The organism is Paenibacillus sp. Mc5Re-14 (assembly GCF_001049835.1).
Taxonomy (GTDB): Bacteria; Bacillota; Bacilli; order Paenibacillales; family Paenibacillaceae; genus Paenibacillus; species Paenibacillus polymyxa_C.
In genome coordinates, this window is the sequence record NZ_CVPD01000001.1 from 2,239,052 (window position 1) to 2,253,672 (window position 14,621).

Genomic DNA, 14,621 nt, shown 5'->3' on the forward strand with positions numbered 1-14,621 from the left:
TTATACGATTTCACACACAAAGGAGCTGACTTCCATGAGCAAAACAGACTTTCTATCTTTCCTTGTCCCTCCATTGCCTTATTTCATTGAGGGGAATTTTACTACATACCAAAAAGGGGACTGGCATCCGAATCGCTATAACTTGGGATATTTTGACGTAATTATTATTAAAGAAGGACTACTGCACATCGGTGAGGAGGATGAGTCGTGGAAGATAACTGAAAATCATGCACTTATTCTTGAGCCGGATAAGCACCATTTCCCCATAGAGGCATGTACAGAACAAACCTCCTTTTACTGGTTTCATTTTCAAACTAATAGTATGTGGTGCGCCCAATCCTCGCCGAATCTTATTATCCCTAGCACCCCCATTCCTGAGCTGCATTTTCACTCAGAACATACCACCATCCATCTACCCAAATATCAAAAACTAATTAATCCCCATGAGCTGTTCTCCAAATTGGACTATTTACTAGCCTCTACTTTAAAAACTCGAAAGCTGGCTCTATGGGAGACTCAACAAACATTTGTGAATATTTTTCAGAGTTTGGAATATGATGAGAATTACAAAAGCAGTTCCTCCAAGTTAGCTGAACAAATCGAAATATTCTTAAAACAAAACTACAGAAATGCCATCACGAATAAAGACCTGGAGGCACATTTTCACGTACATCAAAACTATCTTGCCAGATGCATGAAGGCCACCTTCCAGCGCACACCACTTGAATATTTGATGGACTATCGTCTGGATCAGGGACGCAGTCTTTTGCTGCAAACCGACTGGTCCATCCAGCAAATTACGGAGGAAACAGGATTTTCTCAAGCCAGCTATTTTTCAAAGTGTTTCAAAGAGAGATTTGGAATGTCACCGAAAAATTACAGACAACAATACTGGAAACCAGCCAATTGAATGTTTACGTCTCTTTTACATTTTGATTGTATTCTTTTGATATTGTCACTTTATACTGAGTCGGTTATATCATTTTCGCTTCAGAAAAGGGGCATACATATGAAGGTAAATAAACTAGCATTATTAACCATGTTAACAGGGATTCTGGTATCACCAGAACTGACCCATGCGGCAGACACTCAGCCATCCGGGTACGCATCACTACGAACACAAGCAGATAAAATGGGGGCAACCATTACATGGGATAGTGATGACCATTCAGTATTGATCAAGCTGAAAAATGGCATTGTCGGAACCTTTACAGTCGGTGAGAAGCAATATCGTCTAGCTGGCCAAAGCGGAAAAGCAGACCGAGAAATTAAGATGATCAATGGAAATGTATATCTTCCTACAAAAGTGATTACTACGCTTGAAGCAGAGAACAGCAAATATACAGATCCCAAGGACGCAGTCCCCACCTATAAAGTGCTCCCCTCTGTCGAAACAGAAGCCGTGGAGGATGGAGAAGATGCAGCTGACGACCCTGCAATCTGGCTTAGTCCGGTTGATCCGGATAAAAGCAGAATTTTAGCTACCAATAAGGGCGGCGGAATTTTAGTCTATGACCTGGATGGCAAGCAACTGCAAAACATGAAAGTCGGAAAAATGAACAACGTGGATCTTCGTTACGGTTTCACATTGGGCGGTAAAAAAGTCGATATTGCAGGTGCAACCAATCGAACCAACAACACAATCGATATCTTTACCATTGATGGTGTATCAGGAACGTTGACCAATGTGGTTGACAAACCTATTAAAGCAACCATGAAAGAAGTATATGGATTCAGTTTGTACCATAGCCTCAAGACAGATAAGTTTTATGCGCTCGTTTTGGGCAAAGAGGGTGAATTTGAGCAATATGAGCTGACTGACAATGGAAACGGTAAAATTGCCGGCAAGCTTGTCCGCCAATTTAAGCTGGCTACGCAATCCGAGGGCATGGTCGCTGATGATGAATATGGTACGCTCTACATTGCTGAAGAGGATTACGCCATTTGGAAATATAGTGCCGAGCCAGACGGTTCATCCAAGCCGCTGCGACGTGTTGATATTGCAGATGGACGTAGACTTCACGATGACATAGAGGGACTCACATTGTATTACGGCAAAGATGGCAAGGGGTATCTCATGGCCTCCAGCCAAGGCAACAGCAGCTATGCGATCTATGAACGACAAGGCGACAATGCGTATATAAGCAACTTCACAATCGGCGACAGCCCTACCGTAGATGGTACGTCTGTCACAGACGGTATTGATGTTCTGGGTTACGGATTAGGCGAGAATTTCCCCCATGGTATCTTCGTTGCACAAGATGACGAAAATCTCCAAAACGGCAAGAAGTTAAATCAGAACTTTAAAATGGTACCTTGGGAGCGAATTGCTACAGGTGCGGTTACCCCGCTAACGATAGACGATGGCACCAATCCGCGTGAACTGGTGAACAGAAGCACGAAGTAATGCCCGTCAGGGAAATAAAATCAACAACATTCTGACTTGATCCATAGAAAAACCCGCTCAATTGGTATTATCCCCTTCTAGTAGACAAGAGAGAAAAGACATCTGTTAAGATGGACTTAATCTTGTTGAACGGAGGGGATTTTTCATGGCTAAAAAGGGACAATCATTCCGGCAATACTCCTTAGATGTAAAGATGGAGGCAGTCCGGTTGGTGAACGAAGAACATATGAGTATTCGTGAAGTGACGAAACAATTGGACATTCGTAATAAATCCCAAGTGCAAAGCTGGGTGATGAAACATCGAGCGGGGGAGAACCTCCAGCCAACGACCACAAGGCAGGGACGACCCAAAACGAAATTTTCCAGTATCGAAGAGGAGATGGCGTATCTACGGGCGGAGATTGAATATTTAAAAAAGCAGTATCCAAATCTACACAAGGAGTGACGAGGAAAGAAGCGAGGTTTGAAATTATTGAGGGAATGCGAACACGATATTCGTTGAAATGGTTACTTGAATTAGCCCATGTTTCTCGGGCAGGATATTATAAATGGAGAAAGAATCAGCAAACAACCCAGCAGCGTAAGCAAGAAGAAGAGCTTCTGGAATCGCATATGTTGTCGATCCACCGGATCCATCCCTATTTTGGTTATCTGCGGATGACCGTTGCTTTACGTAGAGAAGGTATCTTGGTCAATCACAAAAAGGTATACCGCCTAATGAAGAAATTAGGGATCCGTTCCGTCATTCGAAAGAAGCGGCGCTTTTTTGGCAAACAGGCATCTGTGGTAAATGCCAACCGATTAGATCGACAATTTCAGGCAGATTCTCCTTTATCCAAGCTGGTTACCGATATTACATACATACGAGCTGGAGAGCGGTTTGTATATCTCTCTGTCATTCAAGATCTGTTTAACAATGAAATCGTGGCTTGGCGTCTTTCGGAACGAAATGACCTTGCTCTAGTTAGCGAGACCCTAGACGTTCTAAGTAAGAACGTGAACATGGAGGGTGTCATTCTCCATTCAGACCAGGGTTTTCAGTATACCTCCAAGCCGTTTAACCGCAAACTTAAGCGGCTTGGCATGCTTGGGAGCCATTCAAGGCGTGGAAATTGCCTAGACAATGCCTGCATAGAATCCTTCTTCTCCCATCTTAAAACAGAGAAGATTTATTTAACGAAACCCGGAACCCTAGCGGAGGTAGAACAACACGTACGGGAGTACATTTCTTTTTATAATGAAAATAGATTTCAGAAAAAATTAAACAACCGTTCCCCGATTGAATACCGAGAAACGGTTGCTGCTTAAAGATGTCTTTTTAGTTCTGTCTACTTGACAGGGGTATGACCAAATGAGCGGGTTTTCATTTTTTACGCTTTAAGATCCAGTACCAATACATTTACCGAGTTAGCCGGTAATTGTAAGAGGACAGAATCCGTATGAAGTGTGACCTGCTGTTCGGTAGGCACTACCTTTTCATCATTTTTCTTATTCACGTTAGGTACATGAACAAGCGAGGAATCGCCGGTTAGTGTAATCAGCTTGGCACTGGATTCAACATTCAAATCTTCCAGATTCAGCTGTGTTGCCTTATCTACGTTATCGGAATTCACAAGCTTCACATATACATGTTCAGCATCTTGGGTCACCGAATTAAACACGTCTCTGTTGTAAGCCTCCAACTTGTAGTCCAGCACTTTACTGGTAGTTTTGCCGTCGGTGTATGAGCAAATCAGGTTGTTGCCCGTTTCCCCCCCATAGTTCACCGTGATGGTGTAGTCGGTGTTGTCGGCCAACTCTTCATAGCTCGCCGCTCTCAGGTTGCCCGCCGCTGTACTGGAAGAGTAATCACCCATGGTATAGCCTTCTATGCCTTGCTTGTAAACCTTCACGCCAGTAGCATTGCCGCCATAGCCAATCGCGTATTCGATGACGTTCTTTTTCTCAGTGGTAATATCCGTGAGGCCTGCACCCACATAAAAACCATCCGTGCCGGAAAGGCGAGAAGCAACCACCTCTACCTTGTAGTTGTTCCAGCTGTCGTTCAAGATGTACAAGCCATTCAGACCGCTATCTTGGGCTTTGAGGACAAGCCCCTTGCCTTCCTCCAACGTAGATCCTACAGAGCCAGGAATAACTTTCCATAATGAATTCAATTCCTTAGTAAAATCTTGATCCAGCAGTACACTGCCGTCCTTATTGGAGGTAACGGTCACACGCTTAACTACAACCTCGGCGTTGCCTGTCGCGATTTCGATTCCACCCTGAGGAATGAGGTCGATCGGCTTGCCATTTTTGTAAGTAGAGAACGAAGTGGCCAATACTTTATCGCCCAAATATTGGGCATACATTTGCTGCACATAATAGTTTGGTGTAAACCACACGGTTTCGTCATCGAACCAGATACAATCCGGTGTCCATCTGTAAGTTCCGTCCGTCAGGACTTTGTTAAACAGCGGCGCATAGGCAGCCAACCGGACGACATCAGCATTATTTTCGAAGCCCGCCATCACTGCTGCTTCTGCTACTGCGCCTGCCAATGTATTTTTATCTGTCGAGGCATATTCCCCAACAAAAACCTTCGACGTTTCTTTCCAGTTGACACTGCCATCCGCGTTATAAGCTCTATAGTAGTAATTATAGCGGTCCACATTATTCAACAGATACTCATTAGAACGGTAATAGTGTTCATCGGCAATGGTGTCCATATAGTCTTTTTGCTTCTCATACCAGGTTACAGTTTCTTCCGTCACCTGGCTACCATCTGCAAAGGCAACCTTGGCAGAGCCCTTCATATTACCACTCAGGAACTTCCAGCCCTGCTGATAAGCATCGTCGTCTGCTTGAGCGCCAACCGTGGAGATGATATGCAGTTCATATCCCGGATAATTTTTCTCCATGTACTCATCAATTGATGTCTTGAACACCTCAAAGTTGGCGAAGAACTCTGTACCCCAGTTTTCGTTGCCCACGCCCAGATAACGCAAATCGAACGGTGCTTCATGACCCATTTTTTTACGCATGGCGGCCCATTCATTATGCTCAAAATCAACGCTGATCGCAAAGTCGATCAGATCCGTAAAATTCTTGATATAGTATTCTCTTAATGCACCTCCAGCCGGATGAGCATAATCCGAGCGGGCTTGGCAAAGCACACCACAGGCCATAACCGGAAGCGGAGCTGCATTGAGGTCTTCTGCCAACTGGAAGTATTCCATATAACCAAGACCCATGGTCATCATATAGCCCCATACATTAAAGTTTTCCTTGCGCAGCTCGATATCCCCAATGGATTCCTTCCAGTCGTATACATTTTCCCATATAAACGATCCTTCGGAAATACAACCACCTGGAAAACGCAAAAACTTCGGATGCATGCCAACCAGTGCGTTCACCAGATCTTTTCTCAATCGGTAGTTCGGATTACCCTGATAGTTGGCGTGTGCCGACGGGGATTGCTCTTCCTCTCCTGCTCCCCATACATCTTGTGGGAATAAGGAAACCATATCAATGGAAATGTCCCCTTCAAATGTAAGTGCCAGCTGTCCCAGCACCGTAGCTGTACCTGTCAGCACCAGCTTGGAGTCGACACCGTATTTTTTCCACGTGCTGCCACCTTCCACCTGTACGGTTACCGGATCACTGATGTCCTTTTCCTTCGAGTCTTGAAGTTGCAGTGTGATGGTACCCGTCGAATCGGCCTTTGCCCAGATGGTGAACTCATACTTGGCACCCTCTTGGATGGACATGGCACAATTCTGGTTAGAATCGGAGAAGCCTTTGTTCCGGATCGTTGCCCCATCCGCTACCGTCACATAATAAGAGTTCACATCCTTATCCTTTGCGCCCAAAAACTCATTCAATCCACCGCTATGTTGTGGAGTCATCTTGTCCGTATCACCAGACCAGGCGAACAGCGGATTGCGATTCCGTCCTGTAGAGCATCCACATTCACCCGAAGCATGGGAATACGTATCAAACTCGAAGGATTCGAATGAGCGATTTTGTACAAGTTCTGCATATATCCCGCCATCTGCGGCGTTATTGATATCCTCATAGAATAAGCCGTACATCACTTCGCTGACATCCACAACTTCTTTATTCCCATGAATGGTCAGCGTGTATGGAGGCAATTGTTCTGGGAGAACGGATACTTCAAAGCTTTCTTCAATCCGACTTGAACCTCTGGTCAAGAGAGCCGTAACGGTGACCCCCTCTGCGGAAGTAATCGCCTGAACCTGTCCATTGTCAGAGAGTATACTAGGTTGGCTGGATTTCCAGGTCACTTCTACTCTTCCACCCATCAGAACCGTTGGTAGAGATATGTCTTTGGTTATAATCGTCGTCGGAAATGATAAATACTTATCGCGGGCAAGCTTCACAATCTCCTCATCTGTCAATGAATCGCACATGACCTCAATGACTTCATCCGCCGTCAAGCCTGTTTTATAAATTCGGAAATCCGAAACCAAGCCAGCAAAGTCAACATCCGCTGCATGTTGGGAACGACCAATAAAATTGTTACTATAGTTGGTCGAATCTGCAAACGTTTCGAACCATTTGCGCAGCTTGGCATAGTTGCCGCTGGAGGTTTGGCTGATGGAACCGTCTGCTGCCACTTCACCATTGACATATACCACCGGGCCCGCACTACTTAATGTGCCCCCTTCCGTGCCGATTACAGACAGGGCTATGTGCATCCATTCATCTCTGACAAAACCTCTTCCTGGGTCTACGGATAAGTCAGCCTCAGTGAAAAGAGTTCCACGCAGATTCCGTGTCATAAACATGTAAGGACCCGTGTGGGATTTACCAAAGTCAAAAACACGTTCCCACATATCCGTGAATCTGCCGAAGTTTACCCAAGCCGTCACTGTAACACCGGTGTTATCGCTTACATCTTTAAACAGATCAGAAGGTAGCTGAATATAAGATGTTCCGTTGGGACCTCCCTCAAGTGCCAAAGCCGCTCTTCCGGTAGTATGGGAGATCGTAGGTGCTGCTGTGCCTGAAGCAATCCCGTCATTACCTTGTCCAGAGCTATCCTTGCCGACATTCTCTGCATCATCAAACTTGTACCGCGCAATGATTTGATCTTGGAATTTGGTCATCTTTATGGCTCCTATATCTATAGTTTATTAATGTAATACCTAATTAGTTAATATAAATACGTACTATATAGTTATAGTACCTTATCTTGTGTACCTTTTTCAATCCAATAAATCGGATTTATAAAGAAAATGCTTGAACAATCTATATTAAAAAAGCAGTCATCACAGAGAATACTCTGCAACAACTGCTGTTTGGTTTATAGAATTACTTAGCCAGTCGGCAATTTCCTGAAAGGAAACAGTTCAGCGGTTAGCTATGGCTACCTGTTCAATTTCTGTCCACAATTCGGACAAAAGTTAGCTCCCTCGTTTTTTGTGCCACAATTCGGACAAAAATTAGGTCTTTTACCGTCACCCGAAGGAGTGGGAGCATCGGATGCAGGCTGAGTCTCAGCCGGGGGCTTCTGGCTTGGGTTCAAGTTTTTCATCATTTCATTCGCTATATTCATGCCCATCATCATACTCGCCATATCCGAAGCAGCACCGCCGCCTTTTACATTCCCCGATGCAATACCGTCGGTCATCGTCACTTGTTGGTACTTTTGTAGATTACCGATCATTTCATGAGAAGCTGTCTTTGTAATCATATCCTGGATTTCTTGAGGATAATTGAAGCTCATCACATGAAACCCTGTAATCGTCATACCGTTGTCCATCACTTGCATATCCAGATCTTCCTGAATGCCCTTCGAAATATCAGAAGCATTTGCCTGTAGATTAAACATATCCTTGCCTTCTCTGCTGATCCACTTCATCAATAACTGATCCAACACCGAAGTAATCCGTATTTTTACATCCTCAACAAGATAACTGTCCTTTACCCCGGCAATCTTATCAATAAGCGTAACATAATCGTTTACTTTAAAATTAAATGTGCCGTTGGCACGAATCGGCATCCCGCCTGGCAGTTGGGGAGTAGGGATCAAAACCGGGTTTTGTGTTCCCCATTTGACCGTAAACTCCTTCGTATTAACGAATAAGACCTCCACCCGCATGCCACTGTTAAAGCCGAATTTAAATCCTTTTAATGTCGATAGAAATGGAATAATATCCGAGTCCATGTTATATGACCCTTCATTCTCAAAAATGCCCTCGATCTTGCCGTTATTTACAAAAATGGCGTCCTGACCGGAGCGAATAATCAATTTACTGCCTTTTTTAATTTCACGATTGCTCCACTTCCAAAAAATCATATCATCCCTAAATTCTTCCCATTCAACAACATTTGCAAATTGATTCCTGAAGAACCCCATGTGCTGTATCCATCCCTTCCATTAAAATGATCCTCTGCTGCCGCTATGCGAATGACCGCCGCTGGTGGTTCCGCCTCCTCCACCTGATGAGCTGCTGCTACTGCTCTTTTCAATCTTCCGCTTCGTTGTCGTTGTGTGAGTGTACAGATCTTGATGTGCCAGAACCCCTGACGTGCTTGCATCCTCGTAGGTCTGCCGATTTACCGTAACCCGACCGCCGGAACTCGAAACCATCTTACCTACAATAATAGACGCCAATCCCAGCGCAACCGCCAAATGAAGCCAGCCTTTGAAAAATATGCTGTCCGGATTCACGCCTGGGCGGATGGCCAAATATTTGTGCGCGCCGAGAATATACTTTTGAAACGCAAGCCCATAGTTACCGTTCGTCAGATCCGGGGTAATCTCATGCCGGATTTTAGTAAGCCTGTCGTCATCCAGATACCGTTCTGCTTTGTAAAAGCCAGCTAAATAAACCTCTCTATTCCTCATATCCATCGTTAAAATGACTGCATTCCCATGGGACCTGTCATACCCCGGGCCATGGTCATCATAAAAATCCTGCGTCATTTTCATAACATCCATATTGTCGGGGTTGTTGGTCGTATAAACAATAATGTCTGTTTCTCTTTCGGCTCCGTATTGGTTAGCCATAGTATTCAACACATCATACTCTTCCTGATTAAGCAGCCCCGCCTCATCAAAAATCAATGGCTTCATTTCTGTCGTTGCTGCTTCGCCCTTCATTTCCATAGGAACCGCTAGAAAGGCGGCAAAGAACAACAAAACAGCCACAATGGCTCTATATTTTTTCAATAGAATTCTCCTCCCATGATTAGCCAAGTGATTAACCTTAATGAAAAGAGAGTTATGCCGAAAATGCCTGCAAACCAAGCTGTCACTTTGAACTTGCTAATCGGAGGTTTACCAACTACCTTGCCCGTCTGACCGTTCATCGCAAACGTATGCTCCAATTGATTGTAGTCATAGTGTATGACCCATACCGGGAGCAGGACATAATCCGCTTGTTTTAATGTAGTATCAATTTGCTTTTCCGTGTAACTCACGGACGTATACTCTGACACCGTAGACTGAATATAAGCATCAATATATTCCTTCACTTTGTCTTTTACTCGCGGGAAAAGCTCTTCTTCGTTATAACTATACTTTTCCGCAATATAACCCGCTAGATATGGCGTTTTAAAAGGCTTGAGCTGATCATAGGGAAAAGGCTCCAATTTATCCATCAGCTCGTCATTCATTTTCTCCGCAGCATCAATCGGAACCTTCACATAATTTAAACGGATTTTCCGATATACATCAAAATGCTTCGTTTCTGTATATTCGTAATCTCCGCTTGTATAGGTTCTCACTTGGGTACCCTCACCTTGAACCTCAATATGATTATGTAATTCATATAACCAGAAGGGGACATACATACCAGTTATTCCCTTGATTCGGTCGGCCATCATGAATCGGTTCGGTGTCAGACGGCCATTCTTGCACCATTTTTTGAATGCAGCTATGGCTTCTTCCTTGCTGATCGAAAAAGGAATAACCTGCGCCGGAGCTAGCTCTCCGGTCAGTCGATCACCCAGCACCACGGCAGAACCACAAAAGCTGCACACCGTTGCACTCGTCTCCACTTCGGTCATAATCACTGCTCCACAGTTATTGCAATGATACTCATGGGCTTCATCTTCTGAAAAAATACGATTAGTCAGAGGATCAGGAATCGTATCGATGTTGTCCTCTCTTCCGCAGCTATGGCAAGATAACATTCCTGTCTCACTGTCAAAGACCATGCCGCTGCCGCAGTTGGGGCATTTGTATTCGATAACCGGCATCTGCTCACCTCTTCATGTAGAAACTATTATGATTCTTTGGGATTGATTTTCTTCTTGATTGCAGCCAGCTCATCTTCTGGATTGGTACTCTTCTCATATTGTGCGAATAACGCATCCAGGTCGTCCTTCGCTCCTGTTCGGAGCTCGGCTATCGCCATCGCTTCATCATATGCCCTGTTCACCTTTTCTTCCAAGGCCTCGAAAACAGAATCATGGTCACCCATAGAATTCAAGGTTTGCTGTGCTTTGGCGATCGCCAGCTTCCCTTTAAGTTCGGCACGCCGCAACTCCAGTTGCCCTATATCGGACACCAATTTCTCCTGCATTTGTTTCATATGTACGGCGTTTGCCGAAGCTAAGTCATAGGATGTCTGTAACGATTCCAATTTCTCCGCCTGCAAACCTTTACGCTCCAAAAACTTTCGAGCTTCCTCTTCATTGCCAGCTTCCACAGACTTACTTGCATAATGCTGGAGCTTTTTGATCTCAGTTCTACATTCATCCAGTGCTCTTTTCGCCCTTTTCTCATCAGCCAGCACTGAAGCCGTTTCCGCTTTCACCTTGCCCAGATCACTATTTAGATTTTGCATATAATCATCAATCGTCTTCTCCGGATCACTCGCCTTATCCATTAAGGCGTTGATATTCATCTTCATAATATCCCTAAACCTTGACAAAATCCCCATGATGACCTCCTTCGAAAGGACTACATTCCCCCATATCATACATCAAATCCTATTAAAAATGTTCATCATTCATCATAGCTATATATGGACCCTATCGCATGCTTTCGGTTATCACTAAAAGCGAAGGGTTCAAAAACCTTCCACAGATTTTTGAACCCTTCTCATTCATTCTTGTAGATCATAGCTCTTCATAGGAATTGGGGTCCTGCCCCCATAGCCGTCCATCTGCCCTGCTAAGTGCCGAGATTACGTTTATTTCCTCAGGCGACAACTCAAAATCAAAAATATTCAGATTTTCCGTCTGATGTTTTACAGAAGAGGCCTTAGGAAGTACAGAACTCTGCCGGACAGCTTTCCCGACAGCACCCTCATTTTCATAGTTGAAAGCTGTGTCAATCAGACGGTAACCTGCATCAATCGCGCTAGCTATCGCTGTTACTCCATCTGCCCCCTTCAATCCAGCAGTTCCAAACCCAATGACAGGCACCTTAGTGCCATCATTCAATACCTTCTCCGGAATTGGATGGTTCATATTAACAGCCTCCTCTCCTATTCTCTTATACCATAACACCTCTTCAATATTCAGACAAAATGCAGCGAACCATTCAGTTCCCCATATACTTATTACCCACTTGCTCGTGACTTCCCTATTAAATTCTCTGTGTGCTACATCAAAAAGTGCCTGATCCCCGTTGAAATCAAGGGGGTCAGGCACTTCTATTCTGCTACCAAATCATATATTTCACTTCATGCTAGACTGCTTGGTTGTCCAACACAAAGCTGAAATGTACTGTACTTTTTTTATTTCAGGCCTTCCCATACCCAGTTCTCTACCTCTGGCAAGTCAATGCCTTCTTCGCGAATGAATTGATGATGCTTCTTAACCATTGCATCCATTTCATCCGCAATATTCGCGTACTTTCCAGCGTCAGGTAAGTTTAGAACAGCTTCCTTCACTAAATCAAAACGGTCCATTTGATTCAATACACGCATATCAAATGGTGTCGTAATATCGCCATTTTCACGGTAACCATGTACATGCAGGTTATGGTTGTGACGATCAAAGAACAGATCTTTGATCAGACCTTCGTAACCATGGAAAGCGAATACGACTGGTTTGTCCTTTGTGAAAAATTGATCAAACTCAGCGTCAGATAATCCACGAGGATCTAACTTTTGGCTTCTCAGCTTCAGTAAGTCTACTACGTTGATGTAACGAATCTTCAAATCAGGCAGTTTTTTATGCAAGATAGAGATCGCAGCTAAGCTTTCAATCGTTGGCTCTGTACCGGCAGAAGCGATAACAATATCAGGCTCTCCACCTTGATCTGTACTTGCCCAGTCAATGATCTTTAACCCTTTGTCCACCAATTCCTTCGCTTCATCAGCAGAAAACCATTGTGGGCGTGGGTGTTTGGACGAAACAACCAAATTGATCTTTTGACGGTCATTTAAAATGGTGTCAAAAACAGCTAGCAGAGAGTTGGCGTCAGCTGGCAGATACTCACGAATAAATTCTGGTTTCTTATCAGCCAAATGACCTAACAAACCTGGATCTTGGTGTGTATACCCATTATGATCCTGTTGGAAGACCGTTGAAGTAGCTACAACATTCAATGATGGGATGTCTGCACGCCATCCTTGATCCGTTGCTTTACGCAGCCATTTGAAGTGTTGAGTGATCATCGAGTCAACCACACGCAGGAAGGCTTCGTAACTTGCGAAGAAACCATGACGGCCTGTTAACACATAACCTTCCAGCAATCCTTCAGCTTGGTGTTCAGACAATTGGGAATCAATGACACGACCATAAGATGACAAGAATTCATCATTAGGCTCAATAATTTGATCCATCCATTGGCGTTTGGTTACTTCAAAAACAGGAGCCAAGCGGTTAGACATCGTTTCGTCAGGTCCGAAGATTCTGAAATTGCGATTCTCTTCATTTAATACAACCACATCTTTAACGTATTTGCCCAAAACCGACATATCTTGCGCAATCACTTTACCAGGCGTGGAGTTATCCAGCGCATAGTTACGGAAATCTGGCAATTTCAGGTCTTTAATAAGGTTACCCGCATTCGCAACAGGGTTCATTCCCATTCGTTTATCGCCTGTAGGCAGAATTTCAGCAATCTCAGCTTTTAAACGACCGTTTTCGTCGAACAATTCCTCTGGTCTATAGCTATTCAGCCATTCTAATAAGGCAGGTGCGTGCTGCATATTTTTTTGATCAACCGGAATTGGAACCTGATGGGCACGGAACGAATTTGTATTCGGCACTCCGTCCCATTCCTTTGGACCCGTCCAGCCTTTAGGTGAACGGAAGATAAGTACTGGCCACGCCGGACGAGTAAGGTCATTATTTTCACGTGCATTCTTCTGGATAGCTTCGATCTTCTCGATGGCAGTATCCAATACTTTCGCCATTTCTGGATGCATGTGATCAGGGTCTTCACCTTCAACAAAAAACGGTTCCCAACCCAAACCTTTAAAGAACGAAGTTAACTCTTCTTTCGATTGGCGAGATATAATCGTTGGGTTACTAATTTTGAAGCCATTCAAGTGTAAGATTGGCAGCACTGCGCCATCCGTGATTGGATTGATAAATCTGTTAGAGAACCACGAAGCGGCTAATGGTCCCGTTTCAGCTTCACCATCCCCAATAACAACAGCCGAAATCAGATTCGGATTATCTAAAATAGCACCTACACCATGAGAAAGGGAATAGCCCAGCTCTCCACCTTCATGGATAGATCCAGGTGTTTCAGGAGCAGCATGCGAAGCAATACCGCCAGGGAACGAAAATTGTTTGAACAGTTTCTTCATGCCTGGGATATCTTGAGTGATTTGTGGATAGATTTCAGTGTAGCTTCCATCAAGATATGAATTTGAAACCATAACCTGGCCGCCGTGACCAGGACCTTCAATATAAAGCATGTTCAAATCATATTTATTAATAACACGATTAAGATGAGCATAAATAAAGTTTTGGCCTGGAATCGTGCCCCAGTGTCCAATAGGCTTCACCTTTACATCCGAATCTTTCAAAGGTTCTCTCAACAAAGGATTGTCTTTTAAATAAAGCTGACCTACTGAAATGTAGTTGGTTGCACGCCAGTATGCATCAAGTTTTTTCAAATATGTTTGAGATGAGTATTCTGCTAACACGGGTGTTAAGGCCATGGTGTCCACTCCCTAGTAATTTGGTTTGTAATTTATTTCCGGAAATTTCATCTACATGTACATCATAACGCTACGCTAAATTAATTCAACCTTTTTCACAAGTGATACGGTCCAATTTTGTGAAATCTTGA

General features: G+C 44.1%; 10 protein-coding genes. 3 read left to right on the top strand and 7 right to left on the bottom strand.

The window, feature by feature from the left end:
- Positions 1 to 34 precede the first annotated feature (34 nt).
- The 3 genes from BN1546_RS10195 (at position 35) to BN1546_RS10205 (ending at position 3,715) form a co-directional block, all read left to right on the top strand.
- The gene (locus BN1546_RS10195) at positions 35 to 910 is read left to right on the top strand and encodes a helix-turn-helix transcriptional regulator (RefSeq protein WP_064962695.1); all 876 of its coding nucleotides are present in this window, start codon (positions 35 to 37) and stop codon (positions 908 to 910) included.
- Between the two features lie 99 nt (positions 911 to 1,009).
- Complete coding sequence (locus BN1546_RS10200; RefSeq protein WP_090737388.1) at positions 1,010 to 2,407, top strand: phytase; 1,398 nt, start codon at positions 1,010 to 1,012, stop codon at positions 2,405 to 2,407.
- A gap of 145 nt (positions 2,408 to 2,552) precedes the next feature.
- A protein-coding gene (locus BN1546_RS10205) for an IS3 family transposase (RefSeq protein ID WP_369690576.1) occupies positions 2,553 to 3,715 on the top strand; the annotation gives its coding sequence in 2 pieces (ribosomal slippage) (positions 2,553 to 2,817 and positions 2,817 to 3,715; 1,164 coding nt in all).
- A gap of 62 nt (positions 3,716 to 3,777) precedes the next feature.
- Here BN1546_RS10205 and BN1546_RS10210 read toward each other — a convergent pair.
- The 7 genes from BN1546_RS10210 to BN1546_RS10240 all read right to left on the bottom strand — a co-directional run bounded on the left by BN1546_RS10210 (position 3,778) and on the right by BN1546_RS10240 (position 14,490).
- Positions 3,778 to 7,518, bottom strand: a complete 3,741-nt coding sequence (locus BN1546_RS10210) for an alpha-L-arabinofuranosidase C-terminal domain-containing protein (protein ID WP_090737390.1) — start codon at positions 7,516 to 7,518, stop codon at positions 3,778 to 3,780.
- Positions 7,519 to 7,778: 260 nt separating this feature from the next.
- A complete protein-coding gene (locus BN1546_RS10215; protein WP_090737392.1) occupies positions 7,779 to 8,771 on the bottom strand; it encodes an SPFH domain-containing protein in 993 nt (330 codons plus the stop codon).
- Positions 8,772 to 8,792: 21 nt separating this feature from the next.
- The gene (locus tag BN1546_RS10220; protein WP_040102383.1) at positions 8,793 to 9,587 is read right to left on the bottom strand and encodes a TPM domain-containing protein; all 795 of its coding nucleotides are present in this window, start codon (positions 9,585 to 9,587) and stop codon (positions 8,793 to 8,795) included.
- A complete protein-coding gene (locus BN1546_RS10225) occupies positions 9,584 to 10,618 on the bottom strand; it encodes a TFIIB-type zinc ribbon-containing protein (protein ID WP_025677120.1) in 1,035 nt (344 codons plus the stop codon). The genes BN1546_RS10220 and BN1546_RS10225 overlap by 4 nt, the downstream gene beginning before the upstream one ends.
- Before the next feature lie 26 nt (positions 10,619 to 10,644).
- Complete coding sequence (locus tag BN1546_RS10230; RefSeq protein WP_090737394.1) at positions 10,645 to 11,304, bottom strand: PspA/IM30 family protein; 660 nt, start codon at positions 11,302 to 11,304, stop codon at positions 10,645 to 10,647.
- A 178-nt stretch (positions 11,305 to 11,482) separates the two neighbouring features.
- The gene (locus BN1546_RS10235; RefSeq protein WP_090737396.1) at positions 11,483 to 11,836 is read right to left on the bottom strand and encodes an aldo-keto reductase family protein; all 354 of its coding nucleotides are present in this window, start codon (positions 11,834 to 11,836) and stop codon (positions 11,483 to 11,485) included.
- Between the two features lie 269 nt (positions 11,837 to 12,105).
- Complete coding sequence (locus BN1546_RS10240) at positions 12,106 to 14,490, bottom strand: phosphoketolase family protein (RefSeq protein ID WP_090737398.1); 2,385 nt, start codon at positions 14,488 to 14,490, stop codon at positions 12,106 to 12,108.
- Between the last annotated feature and the right edge of the window lie 131 nt (positions 14,491 to 14,621).

Excerpts from the sequence above, each read along its gene's own strand:
- BN1546_RS10195 (WP_064962695.1), top strand. The coding sequence starts at position 35 with ATGAGCAAAACAGACTTTCTATCTTTCCTTGTCCCTCCATTGCCTTAT.
- BN1546_RS10200 (WP_090737388.1), top strand. The coding sequence starts at position 1,010 with ATGAAGGTAAATAAACTAGCATTATTAACCATGTTAACAGGGATTCTG.
- BN1546_RS10210 (WP_090737390.1), bottom strand. The coding sequence starts at position 7,518 with ATGACCAAATTCCAAGATCAAATCATTGCGCGGTACAAGTTTGATGAT.
- BN1546_RS10215 (WP_090737392.1), bottom strand. The coding sequence starts at position 8,771 with ATGGGGTTCTTCAGGAATCAATTTGCAAATGTTGTTGAATGGGAAGAA.
- BN1546_RS10225 (WP_025677120.1), bottom strand. The coding sequence starts at position 10,618 with ATGCCGGTTATCGAATACAAATGCCCCAACTGCGGCAGCGGCATGGTC.
- BN1546_RS10230 (WP_090737394.1), bottom strand. The coding sequence starts at position 11,304 with ATGGGGATTTTGTCAAGGTTTAGGGATATTATGAAGATGAATATCAAC.
- BN1546_RS10235 (WP_090737396.1), bottom strand. The coding sequence starts at position 11,836 with ATGAACCATCCAATTCCGGAGAAGGTATTGAATGATGGCACTAAGGTG.
- BN1546_RS10240 (WP_090737398.1), bottom strand. The coding sequence starts at position 14,490 with ATGGCCTTAACACCCGTGTTAGCAGAATACTCATCTCAAACATATTTG.